The organism is Kineococcus xinjiangensis, from assembly GCF_002934625.1.
Lineage (GTDB): Bacteria > Actinomycetota > Actinomycetes > Actinomycetales > Kineococcaceae > Kineococcus_A > Kineococcus_A xinjiangensis.
On sequence record NZ_PTJD01000011.1, the window covers coordinates 1 to 17,930 of the forward strand.

Below are 17,930 nucleotides of genomic sequence, written 5' to 3' on the forward strand. Positions count from 1 at the left end.
AGTTCGTGGTGCTGGTGCCCACCGGGGCCTCACCGGCCGTGCTGGACCGGATGACCGGGCGGATCCGCAAGGCCCTGGTGCCGGAGTTCACCGTCTCCGGCCACCGGGTCCGGGTCGGCATCAGCGCGGGCACCGCCCTGGGCGGACGCGGCACCACCGCCGACGAGCTGATGGGCACCGCGGACGAGCGGATGTACGCAGCCAAGCGCGCCGCCAGGACCGGTCAGGCGCCCGCCCACCGCTGACGGCCCGGTGGCCCGCCCGCGCGGGGTTCAGCGCCAGGGACCGGCCAGCAGCGCCCCCGTCAGCGGCGCCGACGGGTCAGCGGGGATGCGCAGCTCGGAGGCCGGGGCCCCGGCGCGGACGAGCAGGTCCCCCACCGCGGCGATCATCGCGCCGTTGTCGGTGCACAGCCGCATGGGCGGCACCCGCAGCTCGATGCCCGCCGCGGCGCAGCGCTCCTCCGCCAGCGCCCGCACCCGCGAGTTGGCCGCCACCCCGCCCACGACGAGCAGGGTGTCCACGCCGTGGTCGAGGCAGGCGGCGACGGCCTTGCGCGTCACGGTGTCGGCCACGGCCTCCTGGAACGAGGCGGCGACGTCGGCGACGGGCAGGTCCCCGCCGGCGCCCTGGCGCGCCTCCACCCAGCGCGCCACCGCCGTCTTCAGCCCGGAGAAGCTGAAGCCGTAGCGGGGGTCGGAGGGCCGGGTCAGCGGCCGGGGGAAGGCGATGGCGCGCGGGTCGCCGTCCCGGGCGGCGCGGTCGACGGACGGGCCGCCCGGGTAGGGCAGGCCGAGGATGCGCGCGACCTTGTCGAAGGCCTCCCCGGCGGCGTCGTCGGCGGTGTCGCCGAGGTGGACGATCGGGTCGCGGGCGAGGTCGCCGAGGAGCAGCAGGGACGTGTGGCCGCCGGAGACGACGAGCGCCACGCAGCGCGGCGGCAGCGGCCCGTGCTCGAGGACGTCCACGGCGGCGTGCCCGGCGAGGTGGTGCACGCCGTAGAGGGGGACGTCGAGGGCGAAGGCGAAGGCCTTGGCGGAGGCCAGGCCGACCTGCACGGCGGTGGACAGGCCGGGGCCGGCGGTGACGGCGACGGCGCCGACGTCGGAGAGGTCGAGGCTCGCGCGGGTCAGGGCCTCCCGCACGACGGGGAGCATGGCCTCCAGGTGGGCGCGGGCGGCGATCTCCGGCACGACCCCGCCGAAGCGGGCGTGCTCGCTCATGCTGGAGGACAGGGCGTCGCCGAGGAGGCGCCCCTCCGCGACGAGCCCGGCGCCCGTCTCGTCGCAGGAGGTCTCGATGCCCAGGACGACGGTCACGACCGGCTCCCCGCGTCGCGGCCGGCCCCGAGGTGCTCCCCGAGCCCGGCGGCGGTCAGGACGTCGGCGCGGGTGCGCGCGTCGAGGCGGTCGACGTAGACGAGGCCGTCGAGGTGGTCCACCTCGTGCTGCAGGCAGCGGGCGAGCAGGCCGGTGCCGACGATGCGCACGGGCCTGCCGTCGACGTCGGTGCCGGTGACCTCGGCGCGGGCGGGGCGGGCCAGCTCGGCGTACTCCCCGGGCACCGAGAGGCAGCCCTCGTCGTCGCGGTCGAGAGTGCGGCGCAGGCCGCGGGGCAGCTTCAGGACGGGGTTCACGATGTGGGCGACGACGTGCTCGCCGGTCTCGTCGGGGCAGTCGACGACGAAGACGCGGGCGTCGACGCCGATCTGGTTGGCGGCCAGGCCCACGCCCTCGGCGGCGGCCATGCTGGCGAACATGTCCTCGACCAGGGTGCGCAGCTCCTCGTCGAAGCTGGTCACCTCGGCGCAGCGGCGGTGCAGCACGGGGGTGCCGTAGGTGACGATCGGGTGGGCGGTGCCCTTGCGGGGCTGCTCCTGGGGGGCGGCCGGGGCGTCGGCGGGGTCGTCGCTCACGCAGCAGATCGTAGGCGGGGACCCCGCGACGACGCGGAGTCCCCGGACCTGGGGTGCGGCTGCGGGGTGCGGGCCTCAGCCGCGGGCGGCGAGGGCGAGCGTCCAGTAGGGCGCGGCGGGGTCGCCCGCCAGGCCGACGCCCGCGGAGTCGAGGCGGCAGTCGAGGAGGTTGCGGCGGTGGCCGGGGCTGTCCAGCCAGGCGCGGACGACGTCGTCGGCGGTGGCGTAGCCGGCGGCCGCGTTCTCCGCGCTGCGCACGGCGTGGAAGCCGGCGCGGTGGATGCGCTGCAGGGGGGTGCTGCCGTCGACGCCGGTGTGGGTGAGCACGCGCCGGGCGGCCATGTCGGCGCTGTGCCCGGCGGCGGCCGCGGCGAGGAGGGGGTCGGGCGCCAGGGCGGGGCACCCGGCGGCGGCGCGCCCGGCGTTGGCGAGCTGCACGACGCGCTCGGCGGCGAGCACCACGGGGTCCACGGGCGCGGCGGCTGCTGCGGCGGGGGCTGCGGCGGTGAGCACCTCGGGGGAGACGGCGCGGGCGTCACGGGCGAGGGGGGCGGCCGCGGCGGGCGAGGCGGCGAGGGCGGTGGCCACGGCGGTGAGCGCGGTGGCGGTGAGCGCGATGGTGGCGCGGCGGTCTATCACGGCGCGCAGCAAAGCACGGGCGCGTCCCTTCAACGATGGAAAGTGATCTTCACCACAGGAGCACAGTTCCGACCCGCGGTCTGCGCTACGGCACCGCTTCGCCTCCATGACGTTCCCGTGAACGTTCCCGTCGCGGGGCGGTTCCAGGGAGCGGGTGATCGACGACTGGAGCACGGTGGATGCAGGTGGGAACGCCTCACGACACGACACCGCGCCCCGGGCGCAGAGATCGCACAGAGGAGGAACTCATGACCGCACACGACTTCGACCGTCAGGGCACCGTCAGGGAGACGGAGGTGGTCGAGCCCGCGGGCGCCACCGCTGCGCCCGGCCCCGTCACGACGGTCCGCAGCGAGGACCGCTCGGCCCGCCCGATGCAGCTGTCCATGGGCGCCGAGCGCCGCGACCGGGTGCGCTGGGGCCCGATCTGGGCCGGCCTCATCGTCACCCTGTCCACCTTCCTGCTGCTCGAGGTGGCCTTCCTCGCCCTCGGGTGGCTGACCGTCGGCGGCACCAACGACACGACCGCCGGCTGGGTGAGCGGGCTCATCGGCCTGTTCTCCTTCTTCCTCGGCGGCCTGACCGCCGGGGCCACGTCGATGTGGCGCGGCGCCAGCGACGGCCTGCTCCACGGGATCATGGTGTGGGGTCTCGGCGTCGTCGGGATCGTCTTCCTGACCCTCTTCGGCGGCGGCGCGCTCTTCGGCTCGGTCGCCAACGTCCTCTCCCAGGTCGGCGCCGTGCAGCAGGCCAACCTGCCCGACGTCCAGCTGGGCCAGGCCATGGACACCGTCCGCACCGGCGCTGCCTGGGCGGCCCTGAGCCTCGGCCTGGCGATCACCGCCTCGGCGATCGGCGGCCTCCTCGGCGCCAAGATGTGGCCGAGCAAGCGCGACACCGAGCCCACCACGGTCGACGTCCGCTGAGCCGGACCGCAGCACCGGGCTGAACGCGCGAACCCCCCAGGCCCTCGGGTCTTGGGGGGTTCCGCACGTCCGGGCCCTCTTCCCCTCCCCCATGGCCTCTCCCCCGGAAAGGACCCTTTCCGGGGTTCAGGTGGGGTCCTCCACCCCGGAAAGGGTCCTTTCCGGGGTGGAGGACGGGGGCCAGGACGGGGTTCGGGCGCCGGGTCAGCCGCGGTAGGGGGCGCAGGCGGTCTGGACCGCCTGCGCGAGGTCGCCGGGCGTGTGCGCCCCGACCTGCACCGCCCACCACACCGCCGGGGAGCTGCCCCAGCGCTGCCGCAGCTCCGGGCGCGCCGCCGGGTCGTCGCGGAGGTGGTCCGCGGCGGCCTGGACGGCGGCCTGGTCCAGGGCGGCGCAGCGGGCCGCGTCGTCCATGCCCTGGGGGCGCAGCGCGGGGTCGCTCTCCGTGGTGAGGGCCGTCAGCTGGTAGCCGCTCGCGGCGTCGCCGGTGACCTCGAAGGTGCCCGTGACGTTCACCAGCGGCTGGGCCAGCTCCCCCACGGCCTCCGGGGGCAGGTCCAGCCGGATCCCGCCTCCGCCGCGACCGGGGATGACGAGGTCGCCCGCGGTGGGGTCGCTCGCCGGGTCGACGGCGGTGACGACGTCCAGCAGGAGGGTGCGGTCCCCGGTGGCGGCGGCACTGAGCGCGCCGCTCAGCGGGTCGCTGCCGTCCTCGGTCACGACGACGGCGTCCACCAGGCTCAGCGGGCCCTCCTGCGGGGCGCTGGAGGGAGAGGCGGAGGTCGCGGTCGAGGTCGACGTGGAGGGCGACTCCGACGGGGACTGCGTCGGCGACTCCGTCGGCGTCTCCGAGGCGGACGGGCTCGTCGGGGTCGCGCCGGCGCTCTCGCCGCTGGGCGAGCCGGGGGCCTCCGACCCGCAGGCGGTGAGCACGGCGCTCAGCAGGAGCACGGGAACCGCACCACGGGCAGGGCGCACGCGGGACCTCCTCGACCAGGGGCTGCAGGGACGATCACTCCACGCTACAGGCACCGGACGCAGCGCAGTCCCCGTCGGGCCGACTGCCCGGATCAGCCACCCGGGGCGGGCGCGGGGACGGGTGCCGCCGGTTCGGGGGTGGGCGTGGGCTTCGGCTTGGCGGGGTCCGGCCCGCAGATGACGCGGTCGCCCGCCTTGTAGCGGTGGCTCCACGTCTCCCGCCGCACCTCGCCGGTGACGAGGTGGCGCGCGATGCGGGTGACGTCCACGTCGAAGCCGGTGTGCGGGTCCTGCGGCTCGCACTTCGGGGACTCGTCGTACTTGACCCCGGGCGTGCGGATGTTGCGGCGCGGCGACTTCTCGGCCTGCACGTCCCACTCCTTCGTGCCCCAGAACGTCACCGTCACCTGCCCGCCGGCGACCTCCGCCTTCACGAGCACGCCGTGGGCGGAGTCGTTGCGGAAGCGCAGGTCGATGCTGCGCCAGTCCACCGTGGCCTCGCGGCCCTCGGGGTAGCGGGAGATGTAGAAGGAGTGCGGCTTGTGCTCCAGCTCGTCCAGGCCGGCGAAGAACATCGCGTTGAAGGTGGTCGTCGCCAGCTGCGAGACGCCGCCGCCGTAGCCGTCGACGAGCAGGCCGTTGTTGATGACGGGCGCCTTGTTGAACCCGCGGGCGGCGGTGCGCTCCCCGACGACCTGGTTGAGGGAGAACTCCTCCCCCGGCTCCAGGAGGGTGCCGTCGACGGACTCCGCGGCGCGGCGGATGTTCTCGGTGCGGGCGGCGTTGGAGGTCAGCTTCGTGCTGAAGGTGGAGATGACCTCCCGGACGCCCAGGGCCTCCGCCTCCGCGGTGGTCAGCTCCGCGGGCCGCGGCACGAGCTCCACGACGGCGCGCCGCTCGGGGGAGGTGAGGGCGGGCAGGGCGGCCTCGGCGAGCCGGACGGGGTCGAGGTCGGCGCCGTCGACGGCGGGAACGACGACGGGCACACCGTCGCGGATCTCCACGGTCGCGTCGCGGGGCGGGACCTCCAGGTCCGGGGCGGCGGCCAGCACGGCGGCCTCCAGCGCGATCCCGTCGACGGTGAGCAGCAACTGACCCTCGCTCTTCCCGGCGGGCGTGGTGGCGGCGGCGGGCGCAGCCGCCGGCGTGGCGGGGGCCTCCGACGCGGGGACCTCCGACGCGGGGGCCTCGGACGCGGCAGGGCCCTCCGCACGCGGACCGGCCTGCATGGACAGCGCCGGGGTGAACGCCTCGGGCGGCAGGACGACCTCGCGCCCTCCCGTCACCACCACGAGCGGTCCGGACACGGCCGGCTCGGCGGCCTCGCGCATCGCGGTCGCGACCTCCTCGGCGTCCACGCGGGGGCGCAGGACGTCCGCCGGCAGCTCCACCGGCGTCGTGCCCGCGGGCAGGGGCCACCGCTGCGCGAGGAGGTCGGTGCCGGCGACCACGTCCAGCCGGCGCCCCTCCCGGGCCTCCCCGGCCACGGCGCGGCCCTCCACGAAGGTGATCGAGCCCTCGACGGGCGCGGCGTCGACGCGCTCGGCGAACCCGCGCAGGGCCTCGCGCAGGGCGGCGGCGTCGACGTCGGTGACGGGCTCGGCCTCCCAGCCGCCCGCGACGTGGCGCCACAGCACCCGGGGGTCCCAGCTGGAGCCGGTCAGCTCCTCCAGGGTCGCCTCGACGTCGAGGCGCAGGCCCGCGGCGGCCGGGTCGAGGGCGGCCTCCACCGGCTCACCGGCGACGCTCACGACCACGGGCACGGGCGTGGCGCCGAGGCTGCCCGCGGCGGTGCTCAGGCTCTGCTCCGCCTCGGCGCGGCTCAGTCCGCCGACGTCGACGCCGGCGACGGTGGTCCCGCGCGGCACCTCCCCGGCGGTGGCGAGCGCGGCTCCGCCGTAGGCGGCTCCGGTCAGCGCCAGGGCGCCACCGGTCCACCACAGCCACGGGCGCCCGGGCAGCCGGCGGCCCCGCGGGACCGGTCCCTGAGCTGCCCCCGAGGGCGCGCCGGAGGTCGCCAGGTGCTGCTGATCCACGGTGTCGCGTCGTCCCCTCGCTGCCTGCCGAGGACCGGTGCCGGTCCCCCGCCGCCCCCCGCGGCTCTCGCCACTGTACGTGCCGTGCGGCGTCGGCACGGGCGGTCTGCGAGGTCCGGGCACCCCGGTCCGCGTGCACGGCCCGGGGTCGTCGGGAGCTCCGGGAGGCGGGCGCCGGAGCAGCCGCACGACCGGTGAGCCGGCCCCCCGGCCGGGCGCCCTAGGAGGTGACGAGCCCGCCGGGGCGTGACGCCAGCAGCTCCGCCCACACCGTCTTGCCGTCGTCGTGGGAGGTGACGCCCCACGCGGTGGCCAGCGTGTCGACGATGAGCAGGCCGCGCCCGCCCTGCGCCTCGAGGTCGGGGCTGCGCTCCTCGGGCCCGCGGGCGGAGCGGTCGCGCACCGACAGCACCAGCTCGTCGCTGTCGGAGACGTAGCGCAGGGTCACGACGGGCGGGTCGTCGGTGTGGACGAGCGCGTTGGTGACGAGCTCCGACAGCACGAGCTCGGAGTCGTCGATGAGGTGCTCCAGCCGCCACTGCCCCAGCTCGGCGCGCAGGAAGCTGCGGGCCGCGGACACCGCGCGCCGGTCCGTGGGGAGGGTGACGGCCACCTCGTCGCCGTGGACCCGCGGTCCGGCGTAGTCCAGCAGCAGCACGGCGGCGTCGTCGGTGAGCCGGTGCGGGATTCCGGCGACGATCCTGTCGGCGAGCTGCTCGCAGGAGGCGGCGGGCTGCGTGAGGGAGGCGCGCAGGGCTTCCTCGCCGGTGCTGAGGGGTGCGCCGGCGGTCTCCACGACCCCGTCGGTGTAGAGGACGACGCGGGTGGGCAGCGGCAGCTTGTGCACGGCCACCTCGTAGTCCGCGTCGGCCTGGATGCCCAGCGGCAGCCCCGGGGCGACGGTGAGCTCCCGGACGCCGCGCTCGTCGGCGGCCATCGGCAGGGGGTGCCCGGCGCTGGCGACGACGGCCACGCCGGTGCGCTGGTCGAGCTGGACGAGGCAGCAGGTGGCGAACAGGTCGTGGTTGAGGTCGAGGAGCATGCGGTTGGTGCGCTGGAGCACGGCGGCGGGTCCGTGCCCCTCGCTGACGTAGGCCCGCACGGCGGTGCGCAGCTGGCCCATCAGGCCGGCGGCGGTGGTGCTGTGGCCCTGGACGTCGCCGATGACGAAGACGACGTGGTCGCTGGTGCGGATCGCGTCGTACCAGTCGCCGCCGACCTCCGCGCCGGCCACGGCGGGCAGGTAGCGCACGGCGACGGAGGTGCGGTCGAGGTCGGGCAGCTCCCTCGGCAGCAGCCCCTGCTGCAGTGCGCGGGCGAGGTCGGTGAGGGCGGTGACGGAGGCGGCGAGCTGCTCGCGGGCGGCGCGCTCGGCGTCGTAGAGGCGGGCGCGCTCCAGGGCCTGCGCGACCTGCGCGGCGACGCTGCGCAGGAGGTCGACGTCGTCGGGGTGGGGCTCGCGCTCGTCCTCGTCGTTGACGATGAGGACGCCCACGGCGCGGCTGTCGCGGTCGAGGACGGGCACGGCCACGGACGTGCCGATCGACCCGGTGTCGAGCCCGTCGTAGGTGCTGTACCGGGCGCGCTGCCCCGTCAGCAGCCACCGCGGCTCGCGGCCGTGGAAGGCGGCGGTGACGTGGCTGTCCACGTCGAGGGGCAGGTGCGTCAGGCGGGCGGCGATGTCGGGCGGCAGGTTGGAGGTGCCGCGGCCGACGAGGCCGGGGCGCCCCGACGGGTCGATCATGTAGACGGCGGAGGAGTGGCAGCCGAGGACCTCGCTGACGGCCTCGGGGACGACGGCGATGACGTCGGTGGCGCTGGCGGTGCGCGAGAGCAGGGCGGTGATGCGCTGCAGCTGCTGCATGCGCAGGGTCGCCGCGCGCGCCGCGGCCCGCTCGCGCTCGGCGGTCTCGCGGGCCTCGCGCTCGGCGGCGAAGAGGCGGGCGTTGTCGATGGCGACGGCGGCCTGGGCGGCGACGGCCTCGGCGGCCTCCTGCTCGGCCTCGCCGAAGCGGTCGGGGTCGCGGTGCCCGTAGAGGACGGCGCCGAAGACGCGGCCGTCGGTTCCCCGCACGGGGGTGGCGAGGTAGCTGCGGACGGGGACGTGCGGGGCGGGCAGGCCGCCGTGGGCGTTGTGCCCGAAGCGGGGCTCGCGGGCGACGTCGCCGACGCGCACGCTGCCCTCGCCGCTGAACGTGGGCGCGAACAGCGGGGTGCTGCGGACGGGCGTGGTGGCAGGCATCTCGTGGCGCTCGGCCCCGACGAGGCTGAAGACGTCGAGGCGGGAGCCGCCCTCGTCCTCGGAGTGGTAGAAGAACGCGCCGTACTGCGCGCCGGTGGCCTCGACGCCCGCGGCGGTCACCTCGTCGAGGATCGCCCGCAGGTCGTGGCCCTCGCGCAGGGACAGCGTCGCGACCTCGAGGACGGTGCGCGACGCGGGGCGGTGCGGATCCACGGGCATACGTTACTCACTGTCTGACTTGCGCTGCGCCGCGTGATGGGAGTGGTTCGGTCCGGGGCTCACTCGTTCAGCGCACGGCCCCGCTCCGGCCCCGTTCCGGCTCAGAACCGGCGGTTCGCGAGCACGGGCACCACGGCGCGCGCCGAGGTCACCTCGTCGAGGTCCACGTCCACCACGAGCAGGTCCGGCCCCTCCCCCAGCCGGGCCCGCACCTCGCCCAGCGGCGACACGACGAGGCTGTTCCCGACGCCGGTCGGCGCCCCGCCCCGCTCGGGAGCGCCCGTGGTGGCCGGGTCCGCCTGCCCGCACGCGACGACGAACGTCGTGGAGTCCAGGGCCCGGGCCCGGGCGAGGACCTCCCACTGCTCCACCTTGCCCGGCCCCGCCCCCCAGGAGGCCGCGACGACGCTGATGAGCGCCCCCCGGTCGGCCAGCGCCTGGAACAGCCCGGGGAAGCGGACGTCGTAGCAGGTGGTGAGCCCGACGGGCACCCCGTCGACCTCCACGAGGACGGGGTCGAAACCGGGTGCGACGGTGCGCGACTCCTGGAACCCGAACGCGTCGAAGAGGTGGACCTTGTCGTAGTGGGCCTCCACACCGCCGCCGGTGACGAGGAGGGTGTTGCGCACGCGGTCGGCGTCGGCGGGGGTGAACATCCCGGCGACCACGGTGACGCCGTGCTCGGTGGCGATGTCGCGCACCGCCTGCGCCCAGGGGCCGTCGAGGGGCTCGGCGACCGGGCGCAGCGGCACGCCGAAGCAGCACATGGTGGCCTCGGGGAGCACGACGAGGCGGGCTCCGCGGGCGGCGGCCGCCGTGACGGCGTCGCGGAGGAGTTCCAGGTTGGCGGCGGGGTCGGGCGTGGACGCGATCTGGGCGAGGGCGATGCGCACGCCGCCAGCGTGCCACCGCGGGTGGCGGGGCGCGTGGGGTGGGTGGCGTGTTCTCGGCTCAGTCCCGCAGCAGCCCGGCGACGTCGTCCAGGACGCGCTCGCTGACGCGGCCCTCCCCGCCGAAGACGAAACCCTTCCGCACGCGGGCCGGGCCGGTGTTCAGCGCGGTGATCGCCTCGCGGGCGGTCGTCTCGAGCTCGTCGCGCGGGGTCAGCAGCAGCGGCCCGCCGTAGCTGCCCATGGCCGCGGCGCCGACGAGGGCGTCGGGCCAGTCGACCCCGGTGGCCACCCCGACGGAGCGCACGGGCGTGGTGGCGCCGAACCGGGCCGCGACCCGGCGGGCGGTGTCGTAGCGGTCGCGGCCGACGATGGCGCGGGCGGCGGCCGCGGGCACGGCGCGGGCGGCGGGGCCGCCGACGGGGATGACGCGGTTGTGCTGCGGGTCGTGCGCGTCGAGGTAGGCGCGGGTGGCGGGGCCGAGGTCCTCGCCCTGGGTGAGGAGGACGATCCCGCCGGAGTGCGCGGCGAGCGCGGAGACGGCCATCCCGTCGGGGAAGTCGAGGCCGGTGGCGAGGTAGATGGGGCCGTCGTCGCCGCGGCCGCGCACCGAGTCTGCGATCCGCACGGCGGTCTCGAACCGGTCGGCCCCGCCGAGCCGCACGAGGTTGTAGGTGCCGTCGAGGCTCTGGAGCCGGGCCTGGACGTCCTGGGAGAGGGCGCCGTGGAGGCCGAGGAGGTAGACGGTGCCGCCGGGGGCGACGATGCGCCGGATCTCCGCGGCGACGTCGGCGTCGAGCTGCTCACCGGGGGTGAGGAGCAGGGGGCCGCGGACCTGCCCGGCGAGGCGGGCACCGGCGATGGCGTCGGCGAAGCGCGCCGAGGTGGCGACGACGGCCGCGGCGGCGCGGCGGTCCTCGGGGAAGGCGTCGCGGGAGACGGCGACGGCGGTGCCGACCCGGTTCAGGCCGCCGATGCGTTCCACGGGCCCGGGGGCGGGCGTCGGGGCGGGGGTCGGGGTCAGCACCACCACGGGCGGGTTCACCACCACCACGGGCGGGTTCACCACCACGGGCGGGTTCACCACGACCGGCGGGTTCACCACGACCGGCGGGTTCACCACCATGGGCGGGTTCACCACGACGGTGGGGTCGACGACGACGTCGACCCAGGAGTCGGCGGTGAGGCCGGCGGCGTCGGTGACCCGGTAGGGGAAGGAGAAGGTGCCGGTGGAGTTCAACGCCGGCATGTAGGTGAAGGTGCCGTCCGGGGCGACCACGACAGTGCCGCTCACGGGGTCGGCCAGCTTGACGGCCGTGAGCTGGAACCCGGCGTCACCGAGCAGCACGTTCCCGGACACGGGCGTTCCCCCGGAAGTGGTGACGGTGTCGCGGGCGGCGGTCGGGGTGACGACGACGTCGACGCGGGCGGTGGTGGTGCGGCCGGCGGAGTCGAGGATCTGGTAGGTGAAGGAGTCACGGCCGGACCAGCCCGGAGCGGGCAGGTAGCTGAACGCCCCGTCGGCGCCGAAGGTGAGGGTTCCGCTGGTGGGACCGGTGAGCCTCGCGGCAGTGGGCCCCGTCCCGGTGTCGTTGGTCAGCACGTTGCCCGAGACGGCGACCCCCACGGTCGTGGTGGCCGTGTCGTCGACCGCCACCGGCGGAGGCCCCATGACGACGGGGTTGACGACGGGGTCGACGACGATGACGACCTGGGAGTCGGCGGTGAGGTTGGCGTGGTCGGTGACCCGGTAGGAGATGAAGTCCGTGCCGGTGAAGTTCGCCGCCGGGGTGTAGGTGAAGGTGCCGTCCGCGGCGAACACGACGGTGCCGTTGCCGGGGCCGGCCAGCGTCGCAGCCCGGAGCCGGTCGCCGACGTCGTTGGCCAGCACGTTCCCGGAGATGGCGGTTCCCACGGGAGTGGTCACGGTGTCGCGGGCCGCGACCGGGTCGACCACCACGTCGACGCGGGCGCTGGCCGTGTGCCCTGCGGCGTCCGTGATCTGGTAGGTGAAGGAGTCCCGCCCGGACCAGCCCGGACCGGGCAGGTAGTGGAACACCCCGTCGGTACCCAGGGTGAGGGTTCCGGAGGTGGGGCGGTCGCGCCCCGTGACGGAGAGCCCCGTCCCGCCGTCGTTGGTCAGCACGTTGCCCGAGACCGCGGCCCCGGCGATCGTGGTGGCCGTGTCGTTGATCGCCACCGGCGGGGACACCACCACGACGGGCGGGGGGACCACGACGGGGGCGACGACGGGGTCGACGAAGACGTCGACCTGGGAGTCGGCGGTCAGGCCTGCGGCATCGGTGACCCGGTAGGAGAAGGAGTCCGTGCCGGTGAAGTTCGCCGCCGGGGTGTAGGTGAAGGTGCCGTCCGCGGCGAACGTGACGGCGCCGTTGCCGGGGCCGGCCAGCGTCGCAGCCCGGAGCCGGTCGCCGGCGTCGTTGGCCAGCACGTTCCCGGAGACAGCCGTGCCCACCGTGGTGGTGAGGGTGTCGCGGGCGGCTTCAGGCGTGACCACCACGTCGACGCGGGCGGTGGTAGTGCGGCCGGCGGAGTCGAGGACCTGGTACGTGAACGAGTCCCGCCCGGACCAGCCCGGACCGGGCAGGTAGCTGAACGCCCCGTCGGCACCGAGGGTGAGGGTTCCGGAGGTCGGGCGGTCGCGCCCCGTGACGGAGAGCCCCGTCCCGGTGTCGTTGGTCAGCACGTTGCCCGAGACCGCGGCCCCGGCGATCGTGGTGACCGTGTCGTCGACCGCCACCGGCAGGGGCACCACCACGACGACGTCGACCTGAGAATCGGCGGTCAGGCCGGCGGCGTCGGTGACCCGGTAGGGGAAGGAGTCGGCACCGGTGAAGTTGGCCGCCGGGGTGTAGGTGAAGGTACCGTCCGGGGCGAACACGACGGTGCCGTGCACGGGGTCGGCGAGCTTCGTGGCCGTGAGCTGGGATCCGGCGTCGTTGGCCAGCACGTCCCCGGAGACGGGGGTTCCCTCGGAAGTGGTGAGGGCGTCGCGCATGGCGGCGGGATCGACCACCACGTCGACGCGGGCGGTGGCGGTGCGGCCGGCGGAGTCGAGGATCTGATAGCTGAAGGAGTCACGGCCTGACCGGCCGGGGGCAGGCACGTAGTCGAACGTCCCGTCGGCGCGCAGGGTGAGGATTCCGTAGGCGGGGCTGGTGAGCGTCGCGACGGAGAGCCCCGCCCCGGCGTCGTTGCCCAGCACGGTGCCTGAGGCGGTGGCCCCCGCGGTCGTGGTGACCGCATCGTCGACCGCCACCGGCCTGACCGCGACGTGGACCGTGCCGACGGCGGAGAGGCCGCTGGCGTCGGTGGCGCGGTAGGTGAAGGAGTCGTCGCCCGACCAGCCGGGGGCCGGGACGTAGGTGAACGCCCCGCCCGCACCGAGGGTGAGGGTGCCGTGGGCCGGGTCGGCGAGCCGCGTCGCGGACAGGTTCGTGGTGGGGTCGTTGGCGAGGACGTTCCCGCTCACCGGGGCACCGGCGTTCGTGCTGGCGGTGTCCGCGGTGACGACGGGGCCGACGCGGATCCGGACGGTTCCGGGGGTGGGCGCGTCCCCGCCGATGTTGGAGGCGGTGTAGGTGAAGGAGTCGGTCCCGGAGAAGCCCGGGTCGGGTGTGTAGGTGTAGGAGCCGTCGCCGTTCCAGACGAGAGTTCCCCGGCCGGGCCCCGAGACGAGGGTGGCGGTGGTGGGGAGGCCGCTGTCGTTGGCGAGCACCCCCGGGGCCGTGACCACGACGGCGTTCCCCGTGCTCGTGGTCGCCATGTCGTCGACCAGGTTCGGCGGGGCCGGCGTGAGCCGCAGGGTGATGGTGACGATGCCGCCCGTGGAGGTGAGGTTGTCCCGGTCGCGCACCGTGTAGGTGAAGGTGTCCGCGTCCGTGGGGCTGGTGTTGGTGTAGACGTAGGAACCATCCGGGTTCACGGTGACGGTGCCGTGGCCGGGCTGGCTGTAGCTCTCGATGACGAGGTTGCGCCCGAGGTCGTTGGCGAGCAGTCCCGGAGCCGCGACGGTGAGGGTCCCGCCGAGCTGGATGGTGACGGTGTTGACGACCGGGGCGGGGCTGACGGTGACGGTGACCGTGGCAGTGGCGGTGACGCCCGTGGGGTCCGTCGCGGTGTACGTGAAGGAGTCGACGCCGGAGAACCCGGCGGTCGGGGTGTAGGCGATGCGCCCGTTCGACTGGACGGCGGCGATGCCGTGGGCGGGGGCGCTGCGGACGGTCGCGGTCAGGGTCGTGCCCAGGTCGTTGCCGAGGACGTCGACGGTGACGGGGGTGCCCGCGGTGGTGGTGGCGATGTCGTCGGCCGCGCGCGGGTTGATGGTGAGGCTCACGACGGCGTCGGCGGTGAGCTGCGCGGCGTCGGTGACGCGGTAGGTGAAGGAGAACCGCCCGGACGCGCCGGGGGCGGGGACGTACGAGAACGAGCCGTTGGGGGCGAGGACCACGGTGCCGCGCGCGGGCTGCGTGAGCAGGGTGGCGACGAGCCCGACGCCGCGGTCGTTGGCGAGGACGCCGTCGGCCACGTCGGTGGCGATGTTCGGTGCGATGCCGTCGGAGCCGAGGGCGGTGGTGTAGGTGTCGTCCACCGCGGAGGGCCCGACGACGATCGTCACGGTGGCGTCGCTCTTCTGACCGAAGCCGTTGTTGCGGACCGAGTAGCCGAAGGAGTCGGCTCCGGAGAACCCGGGCCTCGGGGTGTAGGTGAAGGAGCCGTCCCCGTTGACGACGACTGTGCCGTTCGACGGGTTGGTCCTCGGCTCCGCCACGAGGTTCGTGCCGGTGTCGTTGACGAGGACGCCGCGCGCGGGCACGACCAGCGGGGTGCCGGCGCGGGTGGAGTAGGAGTCCGGTGCCGCGACGGGCGCGGCTGCGGCGGCGGCGCTGGTGGCCCACGGCACCGTCGTGGCGGCGAGCAGGAACGTGGTGGTCGCGGTGGTGGCGGCCACGACGCGGCGGGTGCGGTGCGGCACGGGCCCTCCCCCTCTCACGGTTCCAGTCGCTTCGCAGGTCGTCGGATCCGGCCGGGCGGCTCTTGAGCCGCGAGGGAACCGGTTGCGGCAGACGGGTGACGGACGCCCTCCGTTCGCCGCGCCCGTCCGCCCGGCGCGTCAGCGCGGCAGGAGCCCGCGCACCTCGTCGATCACCCGCGGGTCGATGGCGTCCTCACCGCCGAACACGAGGGCGCGGCGCACCCCGTCTCCCGCCGTGAGGCCGGCCATCGCCCGGCGCGTCGAGGGGTCGAGCGTCCCTGCGGGGGTCAGCAGCAGCGGGCCTCCGTAGGCGCTCATGGCCGCGGCCCCGACGAGCGCGTCGGGCCAGGTGGCCCCGGTGGCGATGCCGACGACGCGGGGCGCGGGTGCTGCACGGGCTCCGGTGACGGCCGATGCGGGCGCGGTGAACCGGAGGGCGAGGAGCCGGGCGGTGTCGTAGCGGTCGGCACCGACGACGGCGCGCCCGGCGGCGGCGGGGAACGCCCGGGCGGCGACCCCACCGACGGGCACGACCCGGTCGCCGGTGGGGTCGTGCACCGCGAGGTGGGCGCGGGTGGTCTCGGGCATCCGCTCGCCGTCGGTCAGCAGCACCACGCCCCCGGAGTGCGCGGCGAGCGCGGCCACCGTCAGCCCGTCGGGGAAGTCGGTGCCGGAGGCCAGGTAGGCCGGGCCGCGGTCGCCGTGCGCGCGCAGGCGCTCGGCGATGGCGGTGGCGGTCTCGTAGCGGTCGGCCCCGCCGACGCGGACGATGCGGTAGCCGCCGTCCAGCCGCTCGACGGCGGCGTGGACCTGCGCGGAGAGGGCGCTCTCCCCGCCGAGGAGGTAGACCGTGCCGCCGGGGGTGACGACGCGGCGCAGCTCCTCGGCGACGGCGGGGTGGAGCTCCTCGGCGGGGTTGAGGAGCAGGGGGGCGCGCAGGTGCCCGGCGAGGCGCGCGCCGCCGATGGAGTCGGCGAAGCGGGCGGAGGTGGCGAGGACGGCCGCGGTGGCGGCGCGGGGTGCGGGGAAGGCGTCGCGGGTGACGGTGACGCCGGTGGTGACCCGGTCGGGGCCGCCGAGGCGCCCCACGGGTGCGGGAGTGGGCGTGGGCGCCGCGGTGACGTGGACGTCGACGAAGCCGGTGTCGTCGCCCGGGTCCGGGTCGGCGGTGTCGCTGGAGAGGATCCCGGCGACCGCGGTGAGCGTGCCCGGCGCGGAGGGGGTGAGCGTCACGTCGAGGGTGGCGGTGGCGCCGGCGGCGAGCACGGGGATCTGCCAGGTGCCGTTCCCGCTGTCGTAGCTGCCGGTGGTGGGCACCGCGGAGCCGAGGGTCGTGCCGGCGGGAGCGAGGTGGCGCACCTGGACGGTGCGCGCGTCGGACGGGCCGGCGTTGGTGACGGCGACGCTCAGTCGCAGCGACTGCCCGGGCCGCACGTGCGGGGTGGCCGTGCCGACGCTCACGGCGAGGCCGGCGGAGGCCGTCACGGCGGCGGTCGTCGAGGCGGTGCCGTCGCCGGGGCCGGGGTCGTGCGTGGCGCTCGTGACCGCGGCCGAGGCGGTGTGCGCGGATCCCGGCACGGCGTCGGCGGGGACGGTGCCCGTGACGGTGGCCGTCCGGGTGCCCCCGGAGGCCACGGTGGGGTAGTCGCAGGTGGCGGTGGTGCCCGCGACGGCGCACGTCCCGCCGGGGGAGGCCGCCGTGACGGAGGTGACGCCGACGGGGAGCTGGGTGGTCAGCCGCGCGGCGGTGGCGGTGCTGGGACCGGCGTTGGTGAGGGTGGCGCTGTACTCGACGGGGCGGCCGGCGACGACGTCGGTGCTGGTCCGGGTGATGCCCGCGGCGAGGTCGGCCATCGCCTCGATCGCGGTGGACGCCTCGTTCGAGGTGGACGTGGAGGTGTTGCCGGAGAGGCTGTCCCGGAACTGCGTGGTGGCGTCGTTGACGAGGGTGGTCTCGAGGGCGGCGGCGTCCACGCGCACCTGGTACGAGAAGCCGCGGCTCTCCCCCGCCGGGAGGGAACCGCCCGCCGAGGCCGTGGCGCCCTGCCCGACGCGGACGCGGACCGTGCGGGTGCCGGCGTCGTACTCGCCGGTGTCGTCGCCCGCGCCGTCGGTGAGGACGGCCGGGGTGCCGCCCGCCAGCGACCGCAGGGAGCCGGGCACGAACGTGGTGTGCGCCGGCAGCGCGTCGGTCAGGACGCTGAGCTGGGCGGGGTTGCCGCCGTCGTTGCGGGCGGTGACGGTGTAGGTGAGGACGTCACCCACCCTGGCCGTGGAGGTGGCGGTGGGCGTGGCGACGGCCGTCTCGGTGACGACGCAGGCGCCGGTGCCGAAGGAGATGCTGTCGAGGAAGTTGCCCTGGATGGGGTCGTTGTACGCCGCCGACACGGCCTCGAAGGCGAACCGGGTGACGGTCTGCCCCGGTGGGACCGTGTAGAGCCCGGAGTGGGTGCCCCAGGCGCTCGTCCCGTCGCTGGAGGTCCCCTGGCTGGCGAGGGTGCCGCCCGGGGCGCCGATCAGCACCCTCATGACGTCCTGCACGTTCAGCTGGTAGAGGCGTCCGCGGTGCTGGAGCTCCCAGCGCAGCGACTGCCCCGGGGTGGTGGCGACGTCCTGGTAGAGCGTCGACGGCATGTTCGCGTTCAGCTCGGCCCACTGGTTCCCGGACCCGGCCGCGAAGACCGTCCCGCGCCAGTCCGTGAACGAGCCGCGCCAGATCTCGATCTCGCCGTCGGAGGCCGTCGTGCTCCAGCCGGGCACGTCGGCCTGGGGCAGGAGCTTGTAGGTGTTGTTGTTCCCGATCGGGTCCTCGAAGCCGCCGTTGACGAGGGCGACGGTGGAGCTGCACGCGACGGGGCTCTGCGCGGCGGTGGCGGGGACGGCGGGCACGGCGAGCAGGGCGGCGCCGAGCGCGGCGGTGAGTGCGGCGGCGACCCCGGGGCGCGTGGTTGGGGTGCACCGCGCCTTCCTGCTCGCCACGTCGATCTCCCCCTGCTCAGCGCTCTTCCCTGCCTCCCTTCGTGCGTCGACCAGTCGAGCGCCGGACCACAGGGGGTCTCATGCGGATGGCGGACCGCCGGGGCGGGTGA

11 protein-coding genes are annotated in these 17,930 nt (G+C 75.8%); 2 read left to right on the top strand and 9 right to left on the bottom strand.

The window, feature by feature from the left end:
• Positions 1 to 245: diguanylate cyclase domain-containing protein (locus CLV92_RS14750; protein ID WP_146099561.1), on the top strand; the 245-nt coding region annotated here is incomplete at its 5' end.
• Between the two features lie 27 nt (positions 246 to 272).
• Here CLV92_RS14750 and tsaD read toward each other — a convergent pair.
• The 3 genes from tsaD to CLV92_RS22915 all read right to left on the bottom strand — a co-directional run bounded on the left by tsaD (position 273) and on the right by CLV92_RS22915 (position 2,554).
• A complete protein-coding gene (gene tsaD, locus CLV92_RS14755; protein WP_104433910.1) occupies positions 273 to 1,319 on the bottom strand; it encodes a tRNA (adenosine(37)-N6)-threonylcarbamoyltransferase complex transferase subunit TsaD in 1,047 nt (348 codons plus the stop codon).
• On the bottom strand, positions 1,316 to 1,915 hold the full coding sequence (gene def, locus CLV92_RS14760) for a peptide deformylase (RefSeq protein WP_104433912.1): 600 nt from the start codon (positions 1,913 to 1,915) through the stop codon (positions 1,316 to 1,318). The genes tsaD and def overlap by 4 nt, the downstream gene beginning before the upstream one ends.
• Positions 1,916 to 1,990: 75 nt before the next feature.
• Positions 1,991 to 2,554, bottom strand: a complete 564-nt coding sequence (locus tag CLV92_RS22915; RefSeq protein ID WP_211291152.1) for a CAP domain-containing protein — start codon at positions 2,552 to 2,554, stop codon at positions 1,991 to 1,993.
• 248 nt (positions 2,555 to 2,802) lie between these two features.
• On the opposite strand from CLV92_RS22915, the gene CLV92_RS14770 reads away from it, so the two are divergent.
• Positions 2,803 to 3,480, top strand: a complete 678-nt coding sequence (locus tag CLV92_RS14770; protein ID WP_104433914.1) for a permease — start codon at positions 2,803 to 2,805, stop codon at positions 3,478 to 3,480.
• Between the two features lie 204 nt (positions 3,481 to 3,684).
• Here the strand turns inward: CLV92_RS14770 and CLV92_RS14775 are convergent, their stop codons facing one another.
• The 6 genes from CLV92_RS14775 to CLV92_RS14800 form a co-directional block, all read right to left on the bottom strand.
• Entirely contained in the window at positions 3,685 to 4,458 is a 774-nt protein-coding gene (locus CLV92_RS14775) for a hypothetical protein (RefSeq protein WP_146099562.1), read from the bottom strand.
• A gap of 92 nt (positions 4,459 to 4,550) precedes the next feature.
• Complete coding sequence (locus CLV92_RS14780; RefSeq protein WP_104433918.1) at positions 4,551 to 6,494, bottom strand: VanW family protein; 1,944 nt, start codon at positions 6,492 to 6,494, stop codon at positions 4,551 to 4,553.
• Positions 6,495 to 6,714: 220 nt separating this feature from the next.
• Positions 6,715 to 8,949 (bottom strand): ATP-binding SpoIIE family protein phosphatase, encoded by a 2,235-nt coding sequence (locus CLV92_RS14785; protein WP_158257260.1) that lies wholly within the window; start codon positions 8,947 to 8,949, stop codon positions 6,715 to 6,717.
• Positions 8,950 to 9,056: 107 nt separating this feature from the next.
• Positions 9,057 to 9,848, bottom strand: a complete 792-nt coding sequence (locus CLV92_RS14790) for a carbon-nitrogen hydrolase family protein (RefSeq protein ID WP_104433922.1) — start codon at positions 9,846 to 9,848, stop codon at positions 9,057 to 9,059.
• A 58-nt stretch (positions 9,849 to 9,906) separates the two neighbouring features.
• Positions 9,907 to 14,841 carry an Ig-like domain-containing protein gene (locus tag CLV92_RS14795; RefSeq protein ID WP_158257261.1) on the bottom strand — a complete coding sequence of 1,645 codons (4,935 nt, stop codon included), beginning with the start codon at positions 14,839 to 14,841 and terminating at the stop codon, positions 9,907 to 9,909.
• Between the two features lie 138 nt (positions 14,842 to 14,979).
• Positions 14,980 to 17,820 (bottom strand): cell wall-binding repeat-containing protein, encoded by a 2,841-nt coding sequence (locus CLV92_RS14800; RefSeq protein ID WP_104433926.1) that lies wholly within the window; start codon positions 17,818 to 17,820, stop codon positions 14,980 to 14,982.
• Positions 17,821 to 17,930: the final 110 nt, after the last annotated feature.

Bases quoted from the DNA above. Each gene is read 5' to 3' on its own strand.
- CLV92_RS14770 (WP_104433914.1), top strand. From the start codon at position 2,803: ATGACCGCACACGACTTCGACCGTCAGGGCACCGTCAGGGAGACGGAG.